This window comes from Occallatibacter sp. (genome assembly GCF_049582745.1).
Lineage (GTDB): Bacteria > Acidobacteriota > Terriglobia > Terriglobales > Acidobacteriaceae > Telmatobacter.
The window spans coordinates 1-20,843 of sequence record NZ_JBAUUO010000134.1 but is presented as its reverse complement, the minus strand read 5'-3'; the positions used below and the strand labels follow the sequence as shown (position 1 = coordinate 20,843).

Below are 20,843 nucleotides of genomic sequence, written 5' to 3'. Positions count from 1 at the left end.
CGTGATTGAAAGCGTTAACTCAATTCGTTGGGGCGTCATCGGCCCCGGCCGCGCGGCCACGCGCTTCGCCCATGGTCTGCAGGCCGTCGAACACGCAACCCTCACCGCCGTCTGGGGCCGCAACTCAGACCGCACACAGGCCTACGCCACTAAATTCTCCGTCCCCACCATCGCTCCTACCCTCGAATCCCTGCTCTCCGCCGACATTGACGCCGTCTACATCGCCACCCACCCCGACTCTCACGCCAACCTTTGCCTCCAGGCCCTCGCCGCCGGCAAGCACGTTCTCTGCGAAAAACCCGCCTGCCTCAATCAACACCAACTAGCCCAAGTCCTCGCCGCCGCCCGCCATCACGACCGCCTCTTCATGGAAGCCATGAAGCCGCCATTCTTCCCGCTTTATCAGCGCCTCCGCCAGCATCTGCAATCCGATCCCATCGGCCCCATCGTCTTCGTCCGCGCTGGCCATTGCGACTCTTCCATTTGTCCCAACTACCCGCTTCACTTCGCCGAACTCGGCGGCGGTGGCATCATGGGCATCGGTCCCTACGAAGCCTTCCTCGCGCTCGACTGGCTCGGCCCCCTCAAGCGCGTGCAGACCATGGGCCGCCTCAGTTCCGCCGGCGTCGACAACTTTGCAATCTTCCAAACAGAACACGAGCGCGGCATGGCCCAGCTTCATACTGGCATCGACCTGCTTAGCCTCGGCGATGCCTTGCTATGCGGACCTCGCGGTTACGTGCTCCTCCGTGCCAACTGGTGGAACCCCACCCACGCTACTGTTCGTTACCTCGATGGCCGTATCGTCGAGATTGACGAGCCGCACACCGGCAGCGGCTTCAACTACGAGACCACTCACTTCTGCGATCTCATCCGCGAGGGCCTCCGCGAGAGCCCCATCATCCCCCACGCACTCTCCCTCGGCATGGCGCGAATGCTCGAAGAAGCCCGCGTTGCCCTCGGCGTTCATTTCCCAATCGAAGATAGCCCACTCACAATTCAGGACCGCCATCCCTTCGACCAGGCCACGGGCCTCGACACCAGCGGATTTATCCCCGGCAACCAACTCAACTCAGGCCAACCGAACGATACCTATGTCGGGTCCTACTACGGAACTGCCCCATCGCTCGCCCAAGCCATGCTGGATCGCTGGCTCGAAACGCCCGATCGCCTCTTCGTCGAAAACTACACCTTCATCGACTTCGGCTCCGGCAAAGGTCGCGTCGTCCTCATCGCCTCGAAGCTTCCCTTCCGCAAGTGCATCGGCGTTGAGCTGAACCCTGATCTCCATGCGATCGCCGTCGATAACTTCGCCCGCTGGCAACAATCCGGCAATGCGCGCAGTCCCCTCGAAGCCATCTGCCAGGACGCCCTCACCTTCGAATTCCCGCCGGGCCCCTGCCTGATCTATCTCTTCAATCCCTTCCCTCCCCACGTGATTCCTCAGCTAATCGACCGCATCGCCCAAGCCTTCGCCGAACGCCCCGGTCAACTCGACATCCTGTACGTGAATGCGGAATTCAGGGACATCCTTGACCAGCACCCCGGCTTCACTCCGCTCTGGCAGATCCCCGTCAGCATGTCCGCGGAAGATGCGGCCGCCGATTTGCTTCATCAGGTCGATACCTCGGGCCGCAGACCTTATGCCGAAGAGGCGCAGGATCCCTGCGCAGCCTGGCGTTTCACCGGAATGTCCTGAAGATCCATCCACCAGAAGTGCGTCTCAGTACCGAAGCCCCAATCGCATCGGAAAATCCTCTTCGCCCTCTTCCAGCTCGGCCTGCGCACTGTGTATCCGCACCACCTCGCGATGCTTGTAACGAAACCACAGATGAATCACGACAATCGCAATCGCCACCACCCCAAAGTTCTGCCAGCCCTGTTCGATCCATCGATCGGAAATCATGGCCACCGCCGTCACCGCGGGAAAGAACGTGAAGTACAACAACAGCGTGAACGCCAGATTCGGTTTCTCCCGCGAAGGCTCACCCGTGAAGGGAACAATCATCACGTTCGCAAAAAATGCATCGGTAAGCACCACGCACATCCCTGCTCCTACAAGGATTTGCGCTGCCGTTCCCTGCAAGCTGAACAGCCCCACAGGCGTCACCAGCCACAGCAGGCCAACCATTAATTCCGTAATCGCCACGGCGCACAGCAGCACCCAGAGTTCTGCGGACTCCAGTTCCCCTATTGCCGCATCGAAGTCGGCCGGCCTGCCGTGCGTAAAGCGATAGATCCAATTCCCTTGCTGGTTCCCTGACGAAACAAACGCTGTCCGCAACCCCGTCGTTATCCAGAACGCCACAATCCCCACCGCCACGCGGATTCCGTCCGCTGAAGCTTCCGCATGTAACTGCCCGTTGACCACCGTCAGACGCAGCACCGTCGCTATCAGCACCGATAGCCCCACCCCTCCGTACAGCACCAGGTAGATGCGGTAGCGCGGAACTCGAAACAGTGTCTGGTTGATGAAGTGAAACACCGCGCGCCCGATCGGCTTTCGCACTGCGCTCAAGTGCAGCAATCGGTTAAATGGCGCCAGTAGCCCGTTCCGCCCCGTCCGCGGCGGCGCTCCCTCCAGCAGATCCTTCACCCGTCGAAGATAGGCCACCGGATAAGAAACAACTCCGATTGCTGCCGTGGACAGCGATGCCGTAAGCCCGATTCTGGAGAGTTCGCGAAAGATCGGCAACGCCGACGAACCATCCACCAGCGTCTGGTACATCCCAAGAAACCAGTACGGCGGAAACAACAGCACGGCCCCGTTGTGCGACTGCAACAATCGCGGCGTGACGCCTGAAAGAACCGGAAACAACAGCAGAAGCATCACGAGCACCGTGACCGCCGCCCCCTGCAGGACCAAGGAAATCCTGCGAAACAATCTTTCGCCCATCACCGCAAGCAGCACGCTCTGCAGCGCAATCACAGCTCCCGCCCCGAACGACCCGCCCGCCACAACCGCCGCCACATGTCCTGCAAGAAAACCAACAATATGTGGCGGATCGGTCGCCGCCGGCAAAATCCCCGGAGCAAGAAAATTGGCGTCGAAGAGAAATCCCCCAATGAAAATCGCAATCGCGGCGGCACGCCCGAAAAACACCCTTCTCTGCACCAGCGGAAGCGTCCCCAGCACCACCACGTCCAGCAGATCCGGAAAAAACAGGTCCCACTCAAACACCGTGATCAAACCCATTACGACAAACGAGTACAACACGAAAAAGAAGTGATGGTTCACCTGCACCCAATAGGGCGGCGGACCCACCTGCGTGCTCCCGGGCGGCCAACCCCGAAACCGGTGGTACACGGGCCACAGCCACACCGCGACCATGAATCCCGGCACACCGGCTGCGAACGCCAGTAACACCAGCCGCGTCTTCCCGTCCCCATACGGCGATGCCGTTTCGTGATTGAAAAAACGCTCCAGAAAATGCCGCATCAGCAACACAAACTGGCTCCGCTGCGGCTCCCGCACCGGCCCCATCGCCGCCTGCATGTTCAGAGACAAAACGGCCGGCGCACCAACTTGGGACACAAGCAGCTTTTGAAATTCACCTCGCATGGGCGATCTGCATTACCTCCACGATCTTCTCCGCAACAACTCTCGTATCCTGCTGTTCCACTAGTTGCGCAAACACACTCTCCAGGTTCGGAAGGCTCATCAGCGTCTTCAACTCCGAAGGCGCAGCATCGGCCAGCACGTGCCCCTTCGCAATCACGATCACCCGGTCGCAAACCTGTTCCACCGTCTCCAGAACATGCGAAATGTAGAGGACAGCCTTGCCATCCCTCGCCAGCATCTCCAGCAGATCCTTGAACAGCCGCGCCGACGCCACATCCAACCCTGAAAGCGGTTCATCAAAAATCAGCAGCTTCGGATCGTGCAGCAGCGCCGCCGCGATCAGCACTCTCTGCCGCATACCCTTCGAGTACGACGAAATCGGCGAATACTGCCACGACTCCAGATGCAGCAGCTTCAGCAGCCCAGTCGCTTTCACCTCAATCAGCGCCTCGTTCATTCCCCGCAACCGGCCCACCAGCTGCAGGTATTCGAGGCCAGAAAGATATGCATAAAGCTGCGCCTCCTCCGGCACATACCCGAGCGAGGCCCGATACCCGACCATGTCGTCGCGGATATTCTTCCCTTCGAACAGAACCTTTCCGTCATCCGGCCGAAGCATTCCCGTAATGATCTTTACCGTCGTCGACTTGCCCGCCCCATTCGGTCCCAGAAACCCTACAATCTCTCCCCGCTCAACCTTGAAGCTCACATCCTCGACTGCCGGAATCGTTCGATAGCTGCGGTACAAATGCTGAACCTCGAGCAAGCCGACCTCCCGTCATACCCTATGTAGCATTCAGCATAACCAAATAAATTCTGTTGTCAAGTAGATTGCTACATAGGTAAAATGCTGGCCATGGCCGCCGACGTAAAACTCTCCCATACCGCCGCGATGATCCTTCAGGCCATCTCCGCCGGCTACGTCTACGGATTCAGCATCATGGAGATGACCGGCCTGCCCAGTGGAACCGTCTACCCCGCCATGCGCCGCCTCGAGCGCGATGAACTGATTCGCTCCCAGTGGGAACGTCAGGCCATCGCCGACGCCGAGCAGCGCCCTCCGCGCAAGTACTACAAGATCACCACGTCAGGAAAGGCGACGCTCGAGGCTTCCCGTAAACGCTATCCGCTCCTCGATCGCCTCATCTCTACTGAGGAGGCCAGCACCCGATGAATCCTCGAGGCGATCGGCTCATCTCCCTCTTCGACGCCGTGCTCCTGCGCACCGCATCGCTCCTGGTGCCCTCTTTCCAGCGCGAAGACTGGCGTCGCGAATGGTTCGCCGAACTCTGGCACGTCCGCCGCTCCTACATCGGCATCGACGACACACTTTCGTGGTGCGCTCACCGCGAAATTGCCCGCTTCTGTCTCGGCGCATTTCCCGATGCACTCTGTCTCCGCAACCAACCCACCAAATCAGCCTCCGCGCATGTGCACGTTCACACATCCGCCAGCCAGACGCTGTTGTGTCTATCTGCTGCGTTGGCGCTCTGCTTCGTCATCTCCCGGCTGCTCCCCGGCGTAGAGGCAGAGAACGAAGCCGGGCACTACCAGATCAAACCCGGCGTGTTGCTGGTCAACGAAGCCGCCGCCGATGACAACAGCCCCAGCATTTCGACCGCCCTCTATCGAAATTGGAAGACTTCCCCTCAGCGCTTTTTTGAGGATCTCGCCTTCTACCGCGTCTCCTCCGAGAAGGCAGACGCCTCCGCATCGGATCTCTGGAACATTGCGCATTCCTCCGCCAATCTCTTTTCCCTGCTCGGCCTGCCCATCCTCTATGCGGATCAACTCGCTATCTCTGGACCCGATCACGACCGCAACTTGCCCGCTCTCGTCCTCAGCCACGATCTTTGGATGCGCTCCTTTACCGGCGATCCGCACATTGCCGGCCGCATCATTCGCGTAGGCTCCGCCAGTGTCAGAATCGCCGGCGTCGCGCCTGCTGGCAGCTGGCAGCTTCCCGGCAAACCCGACGCCTGGATCCTCGAGTCGAACGCGCAGATCGCATCCAATTCTTCGTCCAGGTCAGACGGCTATCTCCTCGCCCTGCTCTCCCCGCGCGGCAAGGCGCACATATCAGACCCAACCATCTCTATCAGTGCTCTCAATCAGGATGGCGTTGAAATCGATCTCTTTGGCGCTCCCATCGTCGCTCCCATCGAAGGTGCCTGGGGCATTTTTGAATTCGCTCTATTCCTCGCGCTCGTAGCCCTGCCCGCCGTGATCTCCGTATCCCTCGGAGATTCCGACATCACCTCACATCGTCCGTCGTTGCGTCAGCGCATCAATCGCATCCTGTTCCTCGCTGCAAAACTCGCGCTCATCGCAGCCATTGGTTTCTTCGCTTCGCTCGATCTTGCCTACGTCAACACCATCGGCTACTCGCCGTTCGCCGAGTGCTCCCAGCCTCTCTGGTGTTTCGCCTTCTGTCTCTTTGGGTTCCGCTGGGCCATCGCCGATCAGCGCAAACGATGCCCGGTCTGCCTTCGCCGCGTCACCAATCCCGCCAGCGTGGGCTTGGCCTCTCGGACTTTCCTCGGCTGGAACGGCACAGAGATGATGTGCGTCGGTGGTCACGCCCTGCTCCACGTTCCATCGCTGCCCACCAGCTGGTTCAGCGGAGATCGCTGGCTCTACCTCGACAGCTCCTGGGATTTCTTATTCGCCGATTCCCACGTATATTGAAGGCGCAATTAAATCAGCCCGGCATCCTGAGCGACCCTGAAACGAGTGAAGGGGAGTCGAAGGATCTGCGGTTGCTTTCTTAACCCGCGCTCGCCGACAATCCGCATACTCAGAACTACAAACTCAAAACTTAGCGCCCTCTCCCCCCAGCCCCTCATCGATCGTCTCGAGCAACTTCTGCTCGGGATCGCCGAAATATTCCCAGAACATCACTCCGCCCAGCTTGTGCACCCGAACATACTTGCACTTCGCTGCAAGCGACTCCGGATCCTCGTACGACACAAAAATATGCTTCTCCGCGTTGTACAAATATGGAGCCTGCGCCGCATCATCCCAATACCGCGTAAATCCCTGCCCCAGCAAGTTCGCCGCGATCGCGCTGTACTGCCCATTGAACCCTGCTACGGTCTTCCCCTGCTGAAACAATCCATGATTCTGGTTCGCCACTTCCCCCCATGCGCGTCCGTAAAACGGCACTCCCAGCAGAATCTTCTCCGCCGGCACTCCCGCCTTTTCGTAATCCCGCACTGTCTCATCCGACGAAGCCTTCTTGGGATCTGCCGGATTCGCAAACAATGGCGCGTGGTGTCCCGTCGTTGGGTCTGAACCTGCCTCGTAGTAGTCGTAGGTCATCAAGTTCACCGTGTCCACGTACCGCGCGACCTTCCGCATCTCGGTATGCGCGACCACGTCATCGCCCGCGCCCATCGCAACGGTCAGGTATAGCTGTCGTCCTGTTCTTCTCGTCTCGGCATCAAACCGGCTGCGCAACTCCTTCAGCAGTGCTGTGAAGTTCTGCTTGTCCTCCGCGCGATAGGGATGCCCCGCTCCCGGCAGTCCCGGATACTCCCAATCAATATCGAGACCGTCAAGGTCGTATTGCGCCAGAAACCCCATCACACTGTCATCGAACAAGCGCCTGCTCGCTGACGTCACCGCTATGTCTGAAAAATTCTTCGACCACAACCATCCGCCCACCGATACCAGTACCGTCAGCCGTGGATTCGTATTTCGCAGCGCCGTCAACTGCGCAAGGTTCTGCGCATCTGCAGGCGCGTCCAACACTATGCGTCCGTCTTTGATGTTGGCGAATGCATAGTTGATCCGGGTCAGATACTTTGCATCGACCTGTCCCGGCGTAAGCGCATTGCCGCGCGCAAACACATACCCCGTCACTTCCGGTTTTCCAGGGTTTCTCGCCGCGCCAAAGCCCGGGGAGGGAAGCGCAACAGCGATGCCGATGAGAATGCTGAGATATCGGAACATTGGGTTAGCCCATATTGAAGCTATCAGAGTGCTCGTTATCCGATTGCGAGCCGCCGCCATTAGGGAGGCTGGCGCTAAGGCCTTGCGCCCATCGGCCTCTCGTGGATAATCATCCACGACGTACCGAACCGGTCACGAAGTTGCGCAAACCGCGACGCAAAGAACGTCTCCTGCATCGGCATGAAGACCTCGCCGCCATGGGCGAACAGCGCAAACACGCGCTCCGCATCTGCATCGCTTGCCAGGTTCAGCGCGAGATAAGCGCTCCGCATCGGCTTCCACCGGTCCGGCGGCACATCGCTGGCCATGATCAACGTTTCGCCGATGGTGATGGTAGCGTGCAGCACGGCATTCTCCATGCCAGGGATCACCTTGCTCGGGTCCGGCATATCGCCGTGCTTCATCATCATCCCGATCTTGCCGCCCAGGTGCTCCTCGTAAAACTTGAACGCCTCGGCACAATTTCCGCCGTAGTTCAAATACGTATTCAGTCTCATGCCAATGACACTCCGCAAAAATCTCGCGCCTCGATCGAAAGGAGTTCCGCAACCTCGGCACATCCGCTCAACCATGCCACAACAGAATACGCGCTTACTCGCCTGTTTCGGGAGCCGCACCTACCGCCGGGATTCGGCCGCCTTCTTTGCCATACGATCAAGGGAATTACCGCATGTTTTTAAACAGCTTTGCTATCGGCGCCGGCGCATCGAAATACACGTGCAGGTGTTAGCATCGAACCTGACAGATGCAAACAAATAAACTGAAAATCATCCCCCTCGGCGGCCTCGGCGAATTCGGGATGAACTGCCTCGCCCTCCGCTGGGAAGACGACATCATCGTCATCGATGCCGGCCTCATGTTCCCTGAAACGGAGTTGTTGGGCGTCGACATCGTCGTGCCCGACATCACCTACCTCACCGAGAACCGGGAGCACGTCCGCGCCATCATCCTCACTCATGGCCACGAGGATCACATCGGCGGACTGCCCTGGATACTCAGTGAGCTCAAGGTCCCCGTCTATGCCACCGAGTTCACGCTCGCTTACGTCGAAGGCAAACTCGAAGAGCACGAACTCCTCGACGAAATCACCCTCATTGAGATCACGCCCAAAGAAAAGTTCACTCTCGGCCCCTTCACCATTGAGCCCATCCGCGTCACCCACTCGCTGGTCGACTGTGTAGCCCTCGCCATCGACACCCCCGTCGGCGTCGTCATTCACACCGGCGATTTCAAAATCGATCTCGCACCCCTCGACGACAAGGCCTTTGACCTGCACACCTTTGCCGAATACGGAAAACGCGGCGTACTGGCTCTTCTGCAGGACTCGACCAATGTGGAGCGCTCCGGCTACACCCCCAGCGAACGCGCCGTCATCCCCCGCCTGCACGAAATCTTTTCGCAGACTAAAAAGAAGCTCTTCTTCAGCTGCTTCTCGTCGTCGATCTACCGCATTCGCATCGCTCTCGAGCTGGCGCGCAAGCACGGACGCAAGGCCGTTGTTCTGGGCCGCTCCATGATGGAGAGCACCGAAATCGCGCAGGACCTCGGCTACATCGAAGTGCCGCCCGGCCTCGTCATCAATCCCGGCCAGATGCGTGACTGTCCGCCCGATGAATTGATGATCCTCATCAGCGGCACGCAGGGCGAGCCCATGAGCGCCCTCAGCCGCGCCGCCGTTGACAACCACAAGCACGCCCATATCGATGCCGGCGACACCGTTATCCTCAGTTCGCGCATCATTCCCGGCAATGAGAAAAGCATCTTCCGCGTCATCGACCACCTCAGCCGTCGCGAAGCCAATGTCATCTTCGACGACGGTTCCCACGGACTCATCCACGTCAGCGGTCACGGCTGCCAGGAGGAGCTTCGTCTCCTCATCAATCTCGTCCGCCCCAAGTTCTTCATCCCCATTCACGGGGACTACCGCAACCTCCGCCGCCACGCGCAACTCGCCATGGAAACCGGCGCCGTCGAACACGCGCTCATCATCGAAGATGGCGACGTTCTCGAACTCGACGCGGCCGACGCGCGTAAAAAAGACAAGGTCACCGCAGGCCGCATCCTTATCGACTCCGGTTCCACCGTCGATGTCGTTGAAGACCTCGTCGTCCGCGATCGCCGTATTCTGAGCGAAGACGGCATCGTCCTCGCAATCCTGGCTATCAACAAGCGCATGGGAAAAGTGGAGCGCGAGCCCGAAATCGTCATGCGCGGTTTCGGCGGCGCCGACATCACTGAAGAAGCGCGCGAGGTAGTCCTCAAGACTCTCGACAGCCTCAGCGGCGAGCAGAAAACCGACTACGGCATGGTGAAAGAAAAAGTCCGCGTAGAGCTGAAGCGCCTTATCCAGAAAACCACCGGCCGCCGCCCCATGATCATCCCCGTAATCCTCGAAATCTAATCTAAAAACGAGCACTGATCTAAAAACCAGGGCTGATCTAAAAACTAAGGCTGATCTAAAAAACTAATGTTGTCATTCCGAGCGACCGCAGGGAGCCGAGGAACCTGCAGTGGCCTTTCCTTCCCATCCTCCAAACCTGAGTGCCCCATGCAGCTTCATTGCGGGATCGGTGGGGTAGCATGACTCACCATAATGAACCACCGTCTTCTGTAGAATTTCCTACATGCGCCGCTTCCGCTTTTCCCTCGCTCTCGCCGCCGCCCTTCTAGCCCCCGCGCTCCACGCCCAAGCCCCTGGCGCGCAACCGCCGAAAATCACAGTCTGCCCTTCTGCCGCCACCCTTGACGAGTTGATCGAAGCCATCGACGCCGCCGTCAGCGGCCCCGGCAACCAGGACCGTACCTGCTTCCGCGGCCTCTTCACGCCCGACGCCCGTCTCATCCCCATCCGCATCGCCGCCGACGGCACTGCCACGCCCCACATCCTCACCGTCCAGGATTGGATAGACGCCGTCGCCAAGCGCGGCAGCGCCGTCTTCTACGAGCGCCAGGTCAAAGTCAGCGCCGAAAGCTGGGACCACATGGCCCATCTCTGGAGCACCTACGAAACCCGCACCACTCCTGACGGCAAACCTCCGGAGGGCAAAGTCATCGATCGCGGCATCAACTCGATCCAAGCCATCTCCGACGGTAAGCAATGGCACATCATCCAGATCGTCTGGCAGGCGCAGACTCCTGCCAATCCTGTCCCGGAGAAATACCTCCCATGACCGTCGCCACTGACTCCCTCGTCTCTCTTGACGCCATCCGCGCCGCCGCCGATCGCATCTCCGGCATTGCCGTCAAAACCCCGCTCACCCGCGCGTACTTCCCCAGCGTCGCCGGCCCCGGCACTTCAAAACAAATCTGGCTCAAGTGCGAAAGCCTCCAGCCCATCGGCAGTTTCAAACTGCGCGGCGCAGCTAACAAAATCCTCCAGCTCACGCCCGAAGAAATATCCCGCGGTGTCATCACCTACTCCAGCGGCAATCATGCCCAGGGTGTCGCCTATGCAGCCCGCGAAGTCGGCGCGAAAGCAGTCATCGTGATGCCGTCGAACGCCCCCGCCATCAAGCGCGCCGCCACCCTCGCCTACGGAGCAGAAGTCGTCGACGTCGGTGTCGCCTCCAGCGAGCGTCTCGCCAAGGCTGAAGAACTCGTACGCGAACACGGCTACATCGTCATCCCTCCTTATGACGACGAGCAGATCATCACCGGACAGGCCACCTGCGGCCTCGAAATCGTCGAGCAACTCCCCGACGTCGACCTCGTCCTCGCGCCCGTCTCCGGCGGAGGACTGCTCAGCGGCGTTGCCACCGCCGTCAAACGTCTTCGCCCCAATGTGAAAGTCTTCGGCGTCGAGCCTGAACTCGCCGGCGACACCGCCGAAAGCTTCCGCGCCGGCAAAGTCGTTACCTGGCCCGCTGAACTCACCAGCCGCACCATCGCCGACGGCCTTCGCACCCAAAGCGTCGGCGAGCGCAACTTCGCCCACATCCAGGCCTTCGTCGATGGCATCATTACCGTCACTGAAGCTGAAATCCGCGCCGCCATGCGCGCCATCATCGCCTGCGCGCGCATCGTCCCCGAGCCCAGCGGAGCCGTCTCCGCCGCCGCATTGCTCTTCCACTCCGCCGAACTGCCCTCCAGCAATAATGCCGTGGCCGTCGTCAGCGGTGGCAACGTCGACCCAGCCCTGCTCGCCCAGGTGCTTACCGAAACGGATGTGTAACGTCGTTCGACTATGATCTTTTCTGTGACGAATTCCAGATTCCGCGCCTTCGGTGCGCTTGTGCTCTGCCTCATCCTTGGTGCGCTTCCCATGGCCGCCCAGAAAAAGAAAGACCAGATGCAGAAGCCTTTGGCCGGTCCTCGCGCCGCCGCCCTGCGCGTTTCCTGGCTCTACGTCTCTGCCGATCTCGACTCACAAAAGGTCGGCCGCGTGCAGATCGGTCGAGAAATGGTCGTTGCCGAAAAAAGCGGTCCGTGGCTCCGCGTCTACGCCAATACCGACATCGAGGAGGAACACTCAAGCGACGCGCCCATCTTCGACACTGCCGAAACTCCCCCGCCCATCTCCGGCTGGATGCAGGCCAAGGGCGTCGTCATTGAAAATACCCCCGACGGCGATGAGATTCTCATGGGTGCCGGGGCCGACCAGGAAGCGCTGGCCTCCGATCCCCGCGGCCCGGTCAACGCCGCCCGCACCGCACACCTGCTTTACCGCCGCCTGGTCGAAATGTTCCCCAACTCCCCGCTCGATGCTGAAGCCGCATGGCGGGCCGCCGACATTCTCTGGCAAATCCAGAAGGCCGATGCAGCCAGCCGCCCCTCCGCAAAAGAACAGGCCCCGTATTTGCGCGAACAGGTCGACGAAGACCCCCTGAAGCACGTCATCCGCGACTACCCCCATACTCGCCAAGCTGACCTGGCCGCCTACGAACTCATTGACAACAAGCTCTGCGGCGACTGGCAAGGCCAGGAAAAGTGCCCCGAAAAAGAGTCTGAACTCTACGACAAGTACGCGGCAGAACACCCCGACGGACCACGCACCGCCCAGGCCCTCTACCAGACCGTCTACCGGCAGGCCGTTCTCACCAACATGTACGCGGACGACAAGAACGACAAGAAGAGCGACGCAGCCCATAACCACGCGCGCGAACTCGCCGCAAAACTCAAAGACAAATTTCCGCAATCGGACTACACCGCGCGCGCCGCCATGCTCGTGTTCAAATTGGATCAGGGAATTCCGGTTTACGGCATCGAGAAAGAATAGTTCGCCGCATACCCCGCATTCTTCCCATCCACGCCCTTTCATACCGGAGGCTTTTTGAACGTCTATATCCAGTCAGTTCTTTTGGGCATCATCGAGGGCCTGACCGAGTTTCTTCCCGTCAGTTCCACCGCGCACCTGCGCATCGCCGAAGCAGCCATGCGCATCCCGCTCGACGATGCGTATTGGATCATGTACACCATCGTCATTCAGGCCGGCGCCATCCTCGCCCTTCTTCTTCTCTATCTCGAACGCATTGTCGGCTTCATCAAGAGCTTTCCGAGCGGCGAAAGCGGAGACCGCACCTGGAAAAATCACCCCATCTCCCTCACATTGATTGCCTTCTTCTTCACTTCCATCATTGCCTTGCCTCTTCACAAACTAAGCGAGAAACATCTGGGCAGCGTCGCCGTCATGGCCTGGGCGCTTCTCATCGGCGGCGTCATCATGTGGGTCGTTGATGTGCGCGCATCCCGCTACGAACCCAATACCATGCATGTCGAGGAGATGACCCTGGGCCAGTCCATTTGGATCGGCATCTGCCAGTCGCTCTCGGCCATCTTCCCGGGCACGTCGCGTTCCATGTCTACCATCGCTGCCGCCCAGATGGTCGGCCTTGACCGTCCTTCCGCGCTCGAGTTCAGCTTCCTGCTCTCCATCCCCACCATGCTCGCAGCCACCGCCTGGGACCTGCTCAAGTCCATTCACCCCAGCAAGTCGGCGTTGGCCGCCGGAGCGATGCCGATCGCTGAAGTGCACATGACCAGCCAGCTCTGGATCGTTCTCGCGATCGGATTCGTTGTCTCGTTCATCGTGGCTCTTGGTGTGGTCGAATGGTTTCTCGCCTGGGTCCGTCACCACGGCTTCATCGTCTTCGCCATTTACCGCATCATCCTGGGAATTCTCCTGCTCATCCTCGGCAATAGGCTCCTGGGCAGCTAAGCCCCGGAATACGGGCGACCGGGCCGTGCGCACGTCGAACTCAAGTGCGTTGGCGACTCGCCAACCGCCGCTGTCCGATACGTTACCTGGGTTCTAATTGAACCCACGAATGCCACTTGTTCCCGGCTCTCGGCTGGACTCGTACGAGATCGTCGCGCCCTTGGGCGCCGGCGGAATGCCTCATTTTCACCCATTTCCCCCTTTCAACGCGATTTTGCCAATAAGAATCACCAATTCTGACCATTCCGCCGTCTGTCTCCTCAGCAATGCACTATCAGGGCGCACTCGAACGCAAAGCTATCCGCTCCAACGAAGACGGCAGGATGTATAATTTTGCACACCCGGGAAGGCGACTTTGCAATCCCGGCTACCTCAAATCCGAAGCGGCCGCGTACCCTTCCGAACCGCTCCCGTGAAGACCGCATCCGGGATGGGCCATTCAAGAGACTGGGGTGAGAAGCATGACTTTTGACCTTGGCGCATTTCTGGCTACGGCAGGAGTAGGACGAAGAATCGTCCAATTGAAGCCCAAGCAAGCCTTCTTTTCGCAGGGAAGTTCGGCTGACTCCATCTTCTATCTTCAGACGGGCCGCGCAAAACTCACCGTCGTTTCGCAAGACGGGAAGGAGGCCACCATCGCGCTTCTCGCCGCCGGGGAATTCATTGGAGAGCAGTCGCTGGCGAGCGTGGGTGGGCTGCACCTGGCCACTGCCAGCGCCATCGACCTCTGTACGGCGCTCAGGATAGAGCGGGAGGAAATGATCCGCCTGATGCACGAGGAGGACGCCTTCTCTGAAATGTACTTAAAATTCCTGCTGATCCGGGGCATGCGAGCCCAAGCCGATCTTGTCGCTCAGCTTTTCGACTCCAGCGAAAAGCGGCTGGCGCGGATTCTCCTCCTGATGGCTGAGTTCGGCAAGCCGGGCAAACCGGAGCAATATCTTCCCAAGATCACGCAAGAGACTCTGGCAGAGATGATCGGGACCACCCGGTCCCGCGTCAGCTTTTTCATGAATCGCTTTCGCAAGCTCGGTCTCATCGATTACAAAGGTCGCATCCGGGTCCATCGGTCGCTGCTCAACGTGGTTCTGCACGATCAATTCACAGAGCGTAACCCTGAGAGACCCCCTGGTTCGGCCACTCCACGTGTTCGATCAAAGGCGGCCAAGCAGGGCGTGAGTGTGTAGTGACCGCAGTCCCAAATTGGCCTCAGTCGTCGTTGCCAGGCGGCCCGTAGCCGTCTCCAGCATCGACGCCGCTGGGTCCGGATTTGCGCCCATTGGACGTGTCCGGTTGCCGCCCCTTTGTCCGTAACCCGGGCACACCAGTTGCAGGCTTCCACTTTTGCGCTGCACCCACTTCTTCAGCGGTCTTGGCCCGCTCATCGATCTCGTTCCGGTAAACCTTGCAGCCCGGCCAGATGGCGATCCGCCTCTTCGATCAACCCTTGAGAGTCCGATTCCGGGCACCTGTCCGATCAATGCAACAGGTGAGCTAAATTGAACAGACAATTACCGGTTACGATGCTATTGTTTGCTGGCGCAGGGTTGTGTGCTCTGGAACGGAGCGACGGCCCCGTCGCCGCGCCCGCGAAGCGCCGATGAAGATGTTCCGCAACCAGACCACACCCAGGAAGAGGCCGACTAGATGGGCAGAGTAACCAGGAAGCCCTTTGATATCGCTGCTTTTCTCGCGGCCGAAGGACCAGGACGAAGGATCGGCAATTACACGGCAAAGCAGGTTTTCTTTTCCCAGGGAGGCCCAGCCGACTCTGTGTTCTACCTTCAGACTGGCCGAGCGAAACTCACCGTCATTGCCAAGAACGGCAAGGAAGCGACGGTTACGCTGCTCGCCCGCGGGGATTTTTTTGGAGAGGAGTCGATGGCCGGACCCGGAACGCTGCGAACGGTCACAGCCTCAGCCATAACCGCCTGTACGGTACTCAAGATCGGGACGGCGGAAATACTCCGCGTCCTCGAGACGGAACATAAGTTCTCCACCTTTTTCGTGAAGTTCATCGTAATTCGAGGCATGAGAACTCAGGCGGATCTCATCGATCAGCTATTCAACTCCAGCGAGAAGCGGTTGGCGCGGACGCTCTTGTTGATGGCGGAATACGGTGAACCGGGTGCGCCGGAGACACTGATCCCACCGGTAACGCAGGGGACTCTTGCGGAGATGATCGGTACAACTCGATCACGTGTCAGCTTCTTCATGAATCGCTTCAGGAAGCTCGGCTACATTGATTACAACGGCGGTATTCGGGTTCACAAGTCGCTGCTCAACGCCGTTTTGCACGACAAGTTACCAGAGGAAAATGCATCACGGCCCAAACTCCTCGACCCTGCGCCCCGTCCTGCACGGACCGCCAAACAAGCCAAGCTCGTGTGAGCAGCGGAATACTCGCATCGGATAGCATCTTGGCGGTCCAAGGCGCAAACCGCCACGACTGACTCGATATGGAGGTTTCATGTCGTTCGGAATTTACGCATCCGGTTTCGCAATCCCGGTGCAGGAATAGTCTCCCAAAGTGCTGATATATCGCGAATACGCCCATCGACGTGCGGGGAGAATTCGTACGGGAGAATTCCGTGTCCGCTGGCGAGACATCGCAAATCCGCTTCATCCCGCAGGGGGTGGATTCCGTGGTTCCCCCACCCCCGTTTTGCCCGCAAACCCCTCTTGCCGCCGGGGATAATATAGGCTGCTCTGGGATTTCTCGTCCGCCTTGGCGGCCTGATCGCAGTCCTTCCGACGATCGTGTCGATTGCGGCCGAGCCACCCGTGCGGAGGCGTCCCTCAATGAAGCCGATTCCTATCATCCTGTCGCCGACGCGCAACCGGGCACTCAACATGTTCCTCGGCCTGGTGTTGTCTCTCGCCTCTGTACTGCTCTTTCTCGCGCTCGCCACCTATCACCCCGCCGACTCCTCTATGAACACTGCCTCCGGCGCGGATCCTGCACACGCCATTCACAACTGGATCGGCCTCTTCGGCGCGTACGTCAGCGATATCCTGCTCCAGGCCTTCGGCATCACCGTCTTTCTCTTTCCGCTCTGGCTCGGCGGTCTGGGCTGGAATTGGGTTCGTTCCCGCTCCGGCGGTTCGGCCATTCTGCGCTGGATGGGCACCGCGCTGACCATCCTCTTCCTGCCTTCGGTTCTCGGCCTCTTTCCATGGCATTGGCACTGGATGCACGCCGTCCCCGTCGAAGGCATCATGGGCCGCGTGGTCTCCGGTGTGCTTGTTGTTTACCTCAATATTCAGGGTGCATGGCTCGTGTCCGCGGCCTTCGCCGCTGTCGGCGTCTATTTCGCCTCCGACATCAATTTCTGGAAACTCAAAACGCAGATTGAAGATCGCTGGCTCACTCTCGTTTCCTGGCACGATCGCTATCGCAACTGGAGCGAAGAACGCGCCGAGCGCAAACGTGAACTTGAAGAGCGTTTGATCGAGCAGACCCAGCCCGGTCCCGCCCAGCGCCTGTTCTCCGGAGCCATCGGCAATACTCACGAACCGCCGCCCGCCGAAATGCCACCCCCTCGCCAGGGCCGCCTCGCCGCCCTCTTCGGCATGAAGAAACGCACGCCCGAGCCCGATCCAGTCGACGAAGTCCCCGCCTTCCAGCGCGCCGCAAAATCTGGCGACGAACCTATTCCTCCCCGCCGCTCCAGCATCTGGGAACGCACTGTCGCCGACTCCGCTGCGCCTGTCGCCTCCGTGCCGGTCGCCCCGCAGCCCACGCACGCCGTCCCGACCGCTCCAGCCGCCGCGCCCCAGGCCCCGGTGAGGAGCGTCGTCGAAATGCGCCCAGTTCCAGCCCCCGCTCCCGCCCCAGTCGCCCACGGCCCCGCTCCCCAAAGCATCGCCATTCACGAACGCGCCGATGCCGACGAACGCACCGTTACCGTCGCTCCCAAACACGTCAGCGGATTCAAGCTCCCGCCCAGTACGTTGCTTAACTCCGGCTCCGGCCCTCAGGTTGTCCGCGAAGACGAACTTCGCGACGAAGCCCGCGTACTGGTCGAGAAGTGCGCCGAATTCGACGTTCGCGGCGCAGTGGAGCGCATCAATCCCGGGCCCATGGTCACGACCTACGAATTCAAGCCCGAAGCCGGCGTCAAGTACAGCCGCGTCACCGGTCTCGCTGAAGACCTCTGCCTTGCGATGCGCGCCGAAAGCATTCTCATCGAGCGCATGGCCGGCAAAAGCACCGTTGGCATCCAGGTCCCGAACCACGATCGCGAAACCATCCACCTCCGCGACGTGATCGAGTCTGAAACCTTCGCCAAGGCCAAGTCGCGCCTCACCCTCGCCATGGGCAAGGACATCAACGGCCGCATCGTCACCGCCGACCTGGCCTCCATGCCCCACGTGCTCATTGCTGGTTCAACCGGATCGGGCAAATCCGTCGCCATCAACGCCATGATCATGAGCCTGCTCTATCGCACCACGCCAGCTCAGGTCCGCCTGATCCTCGTCGATCCCAAGCGCGTGGAACTCGGCATGTACGAGGGCATTCCGCATCTCTTCACGCCCATCATCACGGAGCCCAAGCTGGCCGCCAACGCCCTCCGCAACGCCGTCCGCGAAATGGAGCGCCGCCTCAAGCTGCTCGCCAGCCGCAGCGTCCGCAACATCGACCAGTACAACAAGCTCTTTGAAGGGGCCATGCCTTCGCTCTTCGACGACGACCCGGAAGAGCACCCTCTGCCCTACATCGTCATCATCATCGACGAGCTCGCCGACCTGATGATGCTCGACCGCTCCAACGTCGAAGAGTCGATCACCCGCCTTGCCCAGATGGCGCGCGCCGTCGGCATTCACCTTGTGCTCGCCACCCAGCGCCCCTCGGTCGACGTCATCACCGGCCTCATCAAGGCCAACATTCCTACCCGTATCAGCTTCCGCCTCGCCACCAAGGTCGACTCGCGCACCATCCTCGACACCAACGGGGCTGAAGCGCTCCTGGGCCGTGGCGACATGCTCTTCCTTCCCCCCGGAACCAGCCGCCTCATGCGCCTTCACGCTCCCTATGTCAGCGAAAAGGAAACCGCCGCGGTCGTCGCTTTCTGGAAAGACCAGGGACAGGCAGAATACGTCGAAGGCTTCCTCGAGTCCCCGCGCGAAGAAAAGCAGAGCATGGAAGGCTCCAGCGACAATGCGGACGACAACGACCCGATGTTCGACGACGCAGTACGTTTGGTGTTCGAATTCGGCAAGGCTTCTACATCCCTGCTGCAGCGTCGCCTTAGAATTGGCTATGGCCGCGCCGCCCACCTCATCGACCTGATGGAGCGGGATGGCCTGGTCGGCCAAGCCGATGGCTCCCGCCCCCGCGAGTTGCTCAAAGCTCCGGGCTGGCTCCACGAGATTGGCGTTGCAGATGAATAGCATCTATCGCAGAACCAGCCAACTGAGGCGCACGCATGCTCGGAATCGGTGAAAAGCACGAACTTCCGACGATCCTCTTGATTGACGACGACCTCGTCAGCCGCGAAGTGATCGCCACTGTCCTCACTCTTCACGGTCACATGGTGCACAGCGCCGAGGACGGAAACCAGGCTCTGCAGATGCTCGATACCGGCGCCGTCCGGCCCGGCGTCGTGTTGTTGGATACGCAGCTACCCGGCTTGAGCGGGCCGGAATTGATCACGAAGCTTCGCCAGCTCGGCCAGGACGAGATCATCCTCATCAGCGGCTCTACCCCGTCAGACGAACTTATTGCCGCCGCGGACGGCTTTCTGCTCAAGCCCTTCGGTCCGGAGGATCTCCAGAAACTCCTCAGCCAGCACAATCCCAAGATCGACCAGCCCCAGGACGAGGCCGCTGAAGAACTGGTCATTAATCCCACCACCCTCGCCCAGTTTCGCCAGCTCATGACCGAGTCGACGGTGCGCGAGATCTACACGGCAGTGGTCACCGACCTGCATAAACGATTGGCCGCTCTCGAGAAGGCTATCGCGGAAGGTAACAAGGACGAAGTGCGCCGCATCGGACATGCCATCAAGGGCGGATGCGGCATGGCCGGGGCCATGCAGGCAGCCCGGCTCGGCGCGTTCTTCGAGTCCAGCAGTGACCAATTGGATAACTGTGCCACTGCACTACAAGAGTTGTATTCGGCCACGGAAAGGCTGGAGCGTATGCTTGAAAAGGAATTTCCGGCTTAATACAGCCCTGCCCGTCGTTTTGCTGCAGCAGGGTCGAAACCATGAATGCGGGCCACTTAAACCGCCTGCAAGTTAGTCCAGATTTTTCGGAGGTATAGGGCTCTCGTGGAACAACAACCCATCCGCATCGTTCTCGCCGATGATCATCCGGTAGTCCGTATCGGTGTGCGCAACATGCTCACCGAGCGCGACGGCTTCGAAGTCGTAGGAGAAGCCGACGATGGCGATGAGGCCATCACCCAGACCCTGGAGCAGACTCCCGACATCCTCCTGCTCGATGTCCAGATGCCGCGCCTTCCCGGCCTCGAAGCCATGCGCGCCATCATGAATGGCTCGCCTACCGTCAAGATCATCCTTCTCACCTCCACCATCACCACCCAGCAGATCATTGAGGCGCTCCACATCGGCGCCCGCGGCATCGTCCTGAAAGACGCCCTTGCCGGTGGTCTCCATACGGCGATTCGCACCGTCTTCGCCGGCGACTATTGGATCGGCGGCAAGCGCGTCGTGAATCTCGTCTCCGCCCTGCACGACCTCATGCGCCAGGCCCAGCCCCCGCAGCGCAAAACCTACGGCCTCACTCCGCGTGAACTCGACGTGGTCGGATGCATCGTTGAAGGTTGCAGCAACCGGGACATCGCCAAGCAGTTCACCCTCAGCGAAGAAACCGTGAAGCGCCACTTGTCCAACATCTTCGACAAAACCGGCGTCTCCACCCGCCTCGAACTGGCCCTCTTCGCCATCGCCCACCAACTGGTAGCCCCGCAGCAGCAGTAGGTGCGATCTTTCGCATTCAGCAGGTCCCGAGCGGAGCGCCGTCGAAGGAGCTGCGTGTGGCATTTCGTCTGTGACACCCGAACTGCGCCCGAAAAACGCGTTACTACTGGCATGGTCCGCCGCCTAAGCCCTCCCGGAGGGTGTAGAGGTAAGCAAAGGAGGTGTTCCATGGAGATTCGTACGATCGGTATTGATTTAGGGAAGACAGTGTTTCACTTTGTAGCCG

At 60.0% G+C, this 20,843-nt stretch carries 17 protein-coding genes; 13 read left to right on the top strand and 4 right to left on the bottom strand.

Translation table 11 applies throughout. From position 1 onward, the window contains the following. Position 1: 1 nt before the first annotated feature. On the top strand, positions 2-1,699 hold the full coding sequence (locus WCA10_RS18875) for a Gfo/Idh/MocA family oxidoreductase (protein WP_472824066.1): 1,698 nt from the start codon (positions 2-4) through the stop codon (positions 1,697-1,699). A gap of 24 nt (positions 1,700-1,723) precedes the next feature. On the opposite strand, the gene WCA10_RS18870 is transcribed toward WCA10_RS18875, so the two are convergent. Continuing rightward, positions 1,724-3,562 carry a hypothetical protein gene (locus tag WCA10_RS18870; protein ID WP_472824065.1) on the bottom strand — a complete coding sequence of 613 codons (1,839 nt, stop codon included), beginning with the start codon at positions 3,560-3,562 and terminating at the stop codon, positions 1,724-1,726. Then, on the bottom strand, positions 3,552-4,328 hold the full coding sequence (locus WCA10_RS18865; protein WP_472824064.1) for an ABC transporter ATP-binding protein: 777 nt from the start codon (positions 4,326-4,328) through the stop codon (positions 3,552-3,554). Before WCA10_RS18865 ends, WCA10_RS18870 begins: the two co-directional genes overlap by 11 nt. A gap of 90 nt (positions 4,329-4,418) precedes the next feature. Between WCA10_RS18865 and WCA10_RS18860 the strand changes: the two genes are divergently transcribed. After that, positions 4,419-4,736 carry a PadR family transcriptional regulator gene (locus tag WCA10_RS18860; RefSeq protein ID WP_472824063.1) on the top strand — a complete coding sequence of 106 codons (318 nt, stop codon included), beginning with the start codon at positions 4,419-4,421 and terminating at the stop codon, positions 4,734-4,736. Then, on the top strand, positions 4,733-6,250 hold the full coding sequence (locus WCA10_RS18855; protein WP_472824062.1) for a hypothetical protein: 1,518 nt from the start codon (positions 4,733-4,735) through the stop codon (positions 6,248-6,250). Before WCA10_RS18860 ends, WCA10_RS18855 begins: the two co-directional genes overlap by 4 nt. Before the next feature lie 123 nt (positions 6,251-6,373). Here the strand turns inward: WCA10_RS18855 and WCA10_RS18850 are convergent, their stop codons facing one another. Both WCA10_RS18850 and WCA10_RS18845 read right to left on the bottom strand, forming a co-directional pair. Next, positions 6,374-7,516, bottom strand: coding sequence for a glycoside hydrolase family 18 protein (locus WCA10_RS18850; RefSeq protein ID WP_472824061.1), 1,143 nt, complete (start codon positions 7,514-7,516; stop codon positions 6,374-6,376). Between the two features lie 74 nt (positions 7,517-7,590). Further along, a complete protein-coding gene (locus tag WCA10_RS18845; RefSeq protein ID WP_472824060.1) occupies positions 7,591-8,013 on the bottom strand; it encodes a VOC family protein in 423 nt (140 codons plus the stop codon). Positions 8,014-8,261: 248 nt separating this feature from the next. Here WCA10_RS18845 and WCA10_RS18840 point away from each other — a divergent pair, with 248 nt between their 5' ends. From WCA10_RS18840 to WCA10_RS18795, 10 genes are all read left to right on the top strand, one after another. Next, a complete protein-coding gene (locus WCA10_RS18840; RefSeq protein WP_472824059.1) occupies positions 8,262-9,917 on the top strand; it encodes a ribonuclease J in 1,656 nt (551 codons plus the stop codon). A gap of 223 nt (positions 9,918-10,140) precedes the next feature. Beyond that, entirely contained in the window at positions 10,141-10,686 is a 546-nt protein-coding gene (locus WCA10_RS18835; protein WP_472824058.1) for a hypothetical protein, read from the top strand. Then, positions 10,683-11,687, top strand: coding sequence for a threonine ammonia-lyase (locus tag WCA10_RS18830; RefSeq protein ID WP_472824057.1), 1,005 nt, complete (start codon positions 10,683-10,685; stop codon positions 11,685-11,687). The genes WCA10_RS18835 and WCA10_RS18830 overlap by 4 nt, the downstream gene beginning before the upstream one ends. Before the next feature lie 24 nt (positions 11,688-11,711). Then, the gene (locus tag WCA10_RS18825) at positions 11,712-12,731 is read left to right on the top strand and encodes a tetratricopeptide repeat protein (protein ID WP_472824056.1); all 1,020 of its coding nucleotides are present in this window, start codon (positions 11,712-11,714) and stop codon (positions 12,729-12,731) included. A 54-nt stretch (positions 12,732-12,785) separates the two neighbouring features. Then, complete coding sequence (locus WCA10_RS18820; RefSeq protein ID WP_472824055.1) at positions 12,786-13,670, top strand: undecaprenyl-diphosphate phosphatase; 885 nt, start codon at positions 12,786-12,788, stop codon at positions 13,668-13,670. A 461-nt stretch (positions 13,671-14,131) separates the two neighbouring features. Then, complete coding sequence (locus WCA10_RS18815; protein ID WP_472824054.1) at positions 14,132-14,857, top strand: Crp/Fnr family transcriptional regulator; 726 nt, start codon at positions 14,132-14,134, stop codon at positions 14,855-14,857. Between the two features lie 460 nt (positions 14,858-15,317). Beyond that, entirely contained in the window at positions 15,318-16,061 is a 744-nt protein-coding gene (locus WCA10_RS18810) for a Crp/Fnr family transcriptional regulator (protein ID WP_472824053.1), read from the top strand. 411 nt (positions 16,062-16,472) lie between these two features. Beyond that, a complete protein-coding gene (locus tag WCA10_RS18805; RefSeq protein WP_472824052.1) occupies positions 16,473-19,064 on the top strand; it encodes a DNA translocase FtsK in 2,592 nt (863 codons plus the stop codon). A gap of 35 nt (positions 19,065-19,099) precedes the next feature. Next, complete coding sequence (locus tag WCA10_RS18800; protein WP_472824051.1) at positions 19,100-19,840, top strand: response regulator; 741 nt, start codon at positions 19,100-19,102, stop codon at positions 19,838-19,840. A gap of 105 nt (positions 19,841-19,945) precedes the next feature. Next, a complete protein-coding gene (locus tag WCA10_RS18795; protein ID WP_472824050.1) occupies positions 19,946-20,617 on the top strand; it encodes a response regulator transcription factor in 672 nt (223 codons plus the stop codon). The last annotated feature ends 226 nt before the right edge of the window (positions 20,618-20,843 follow it).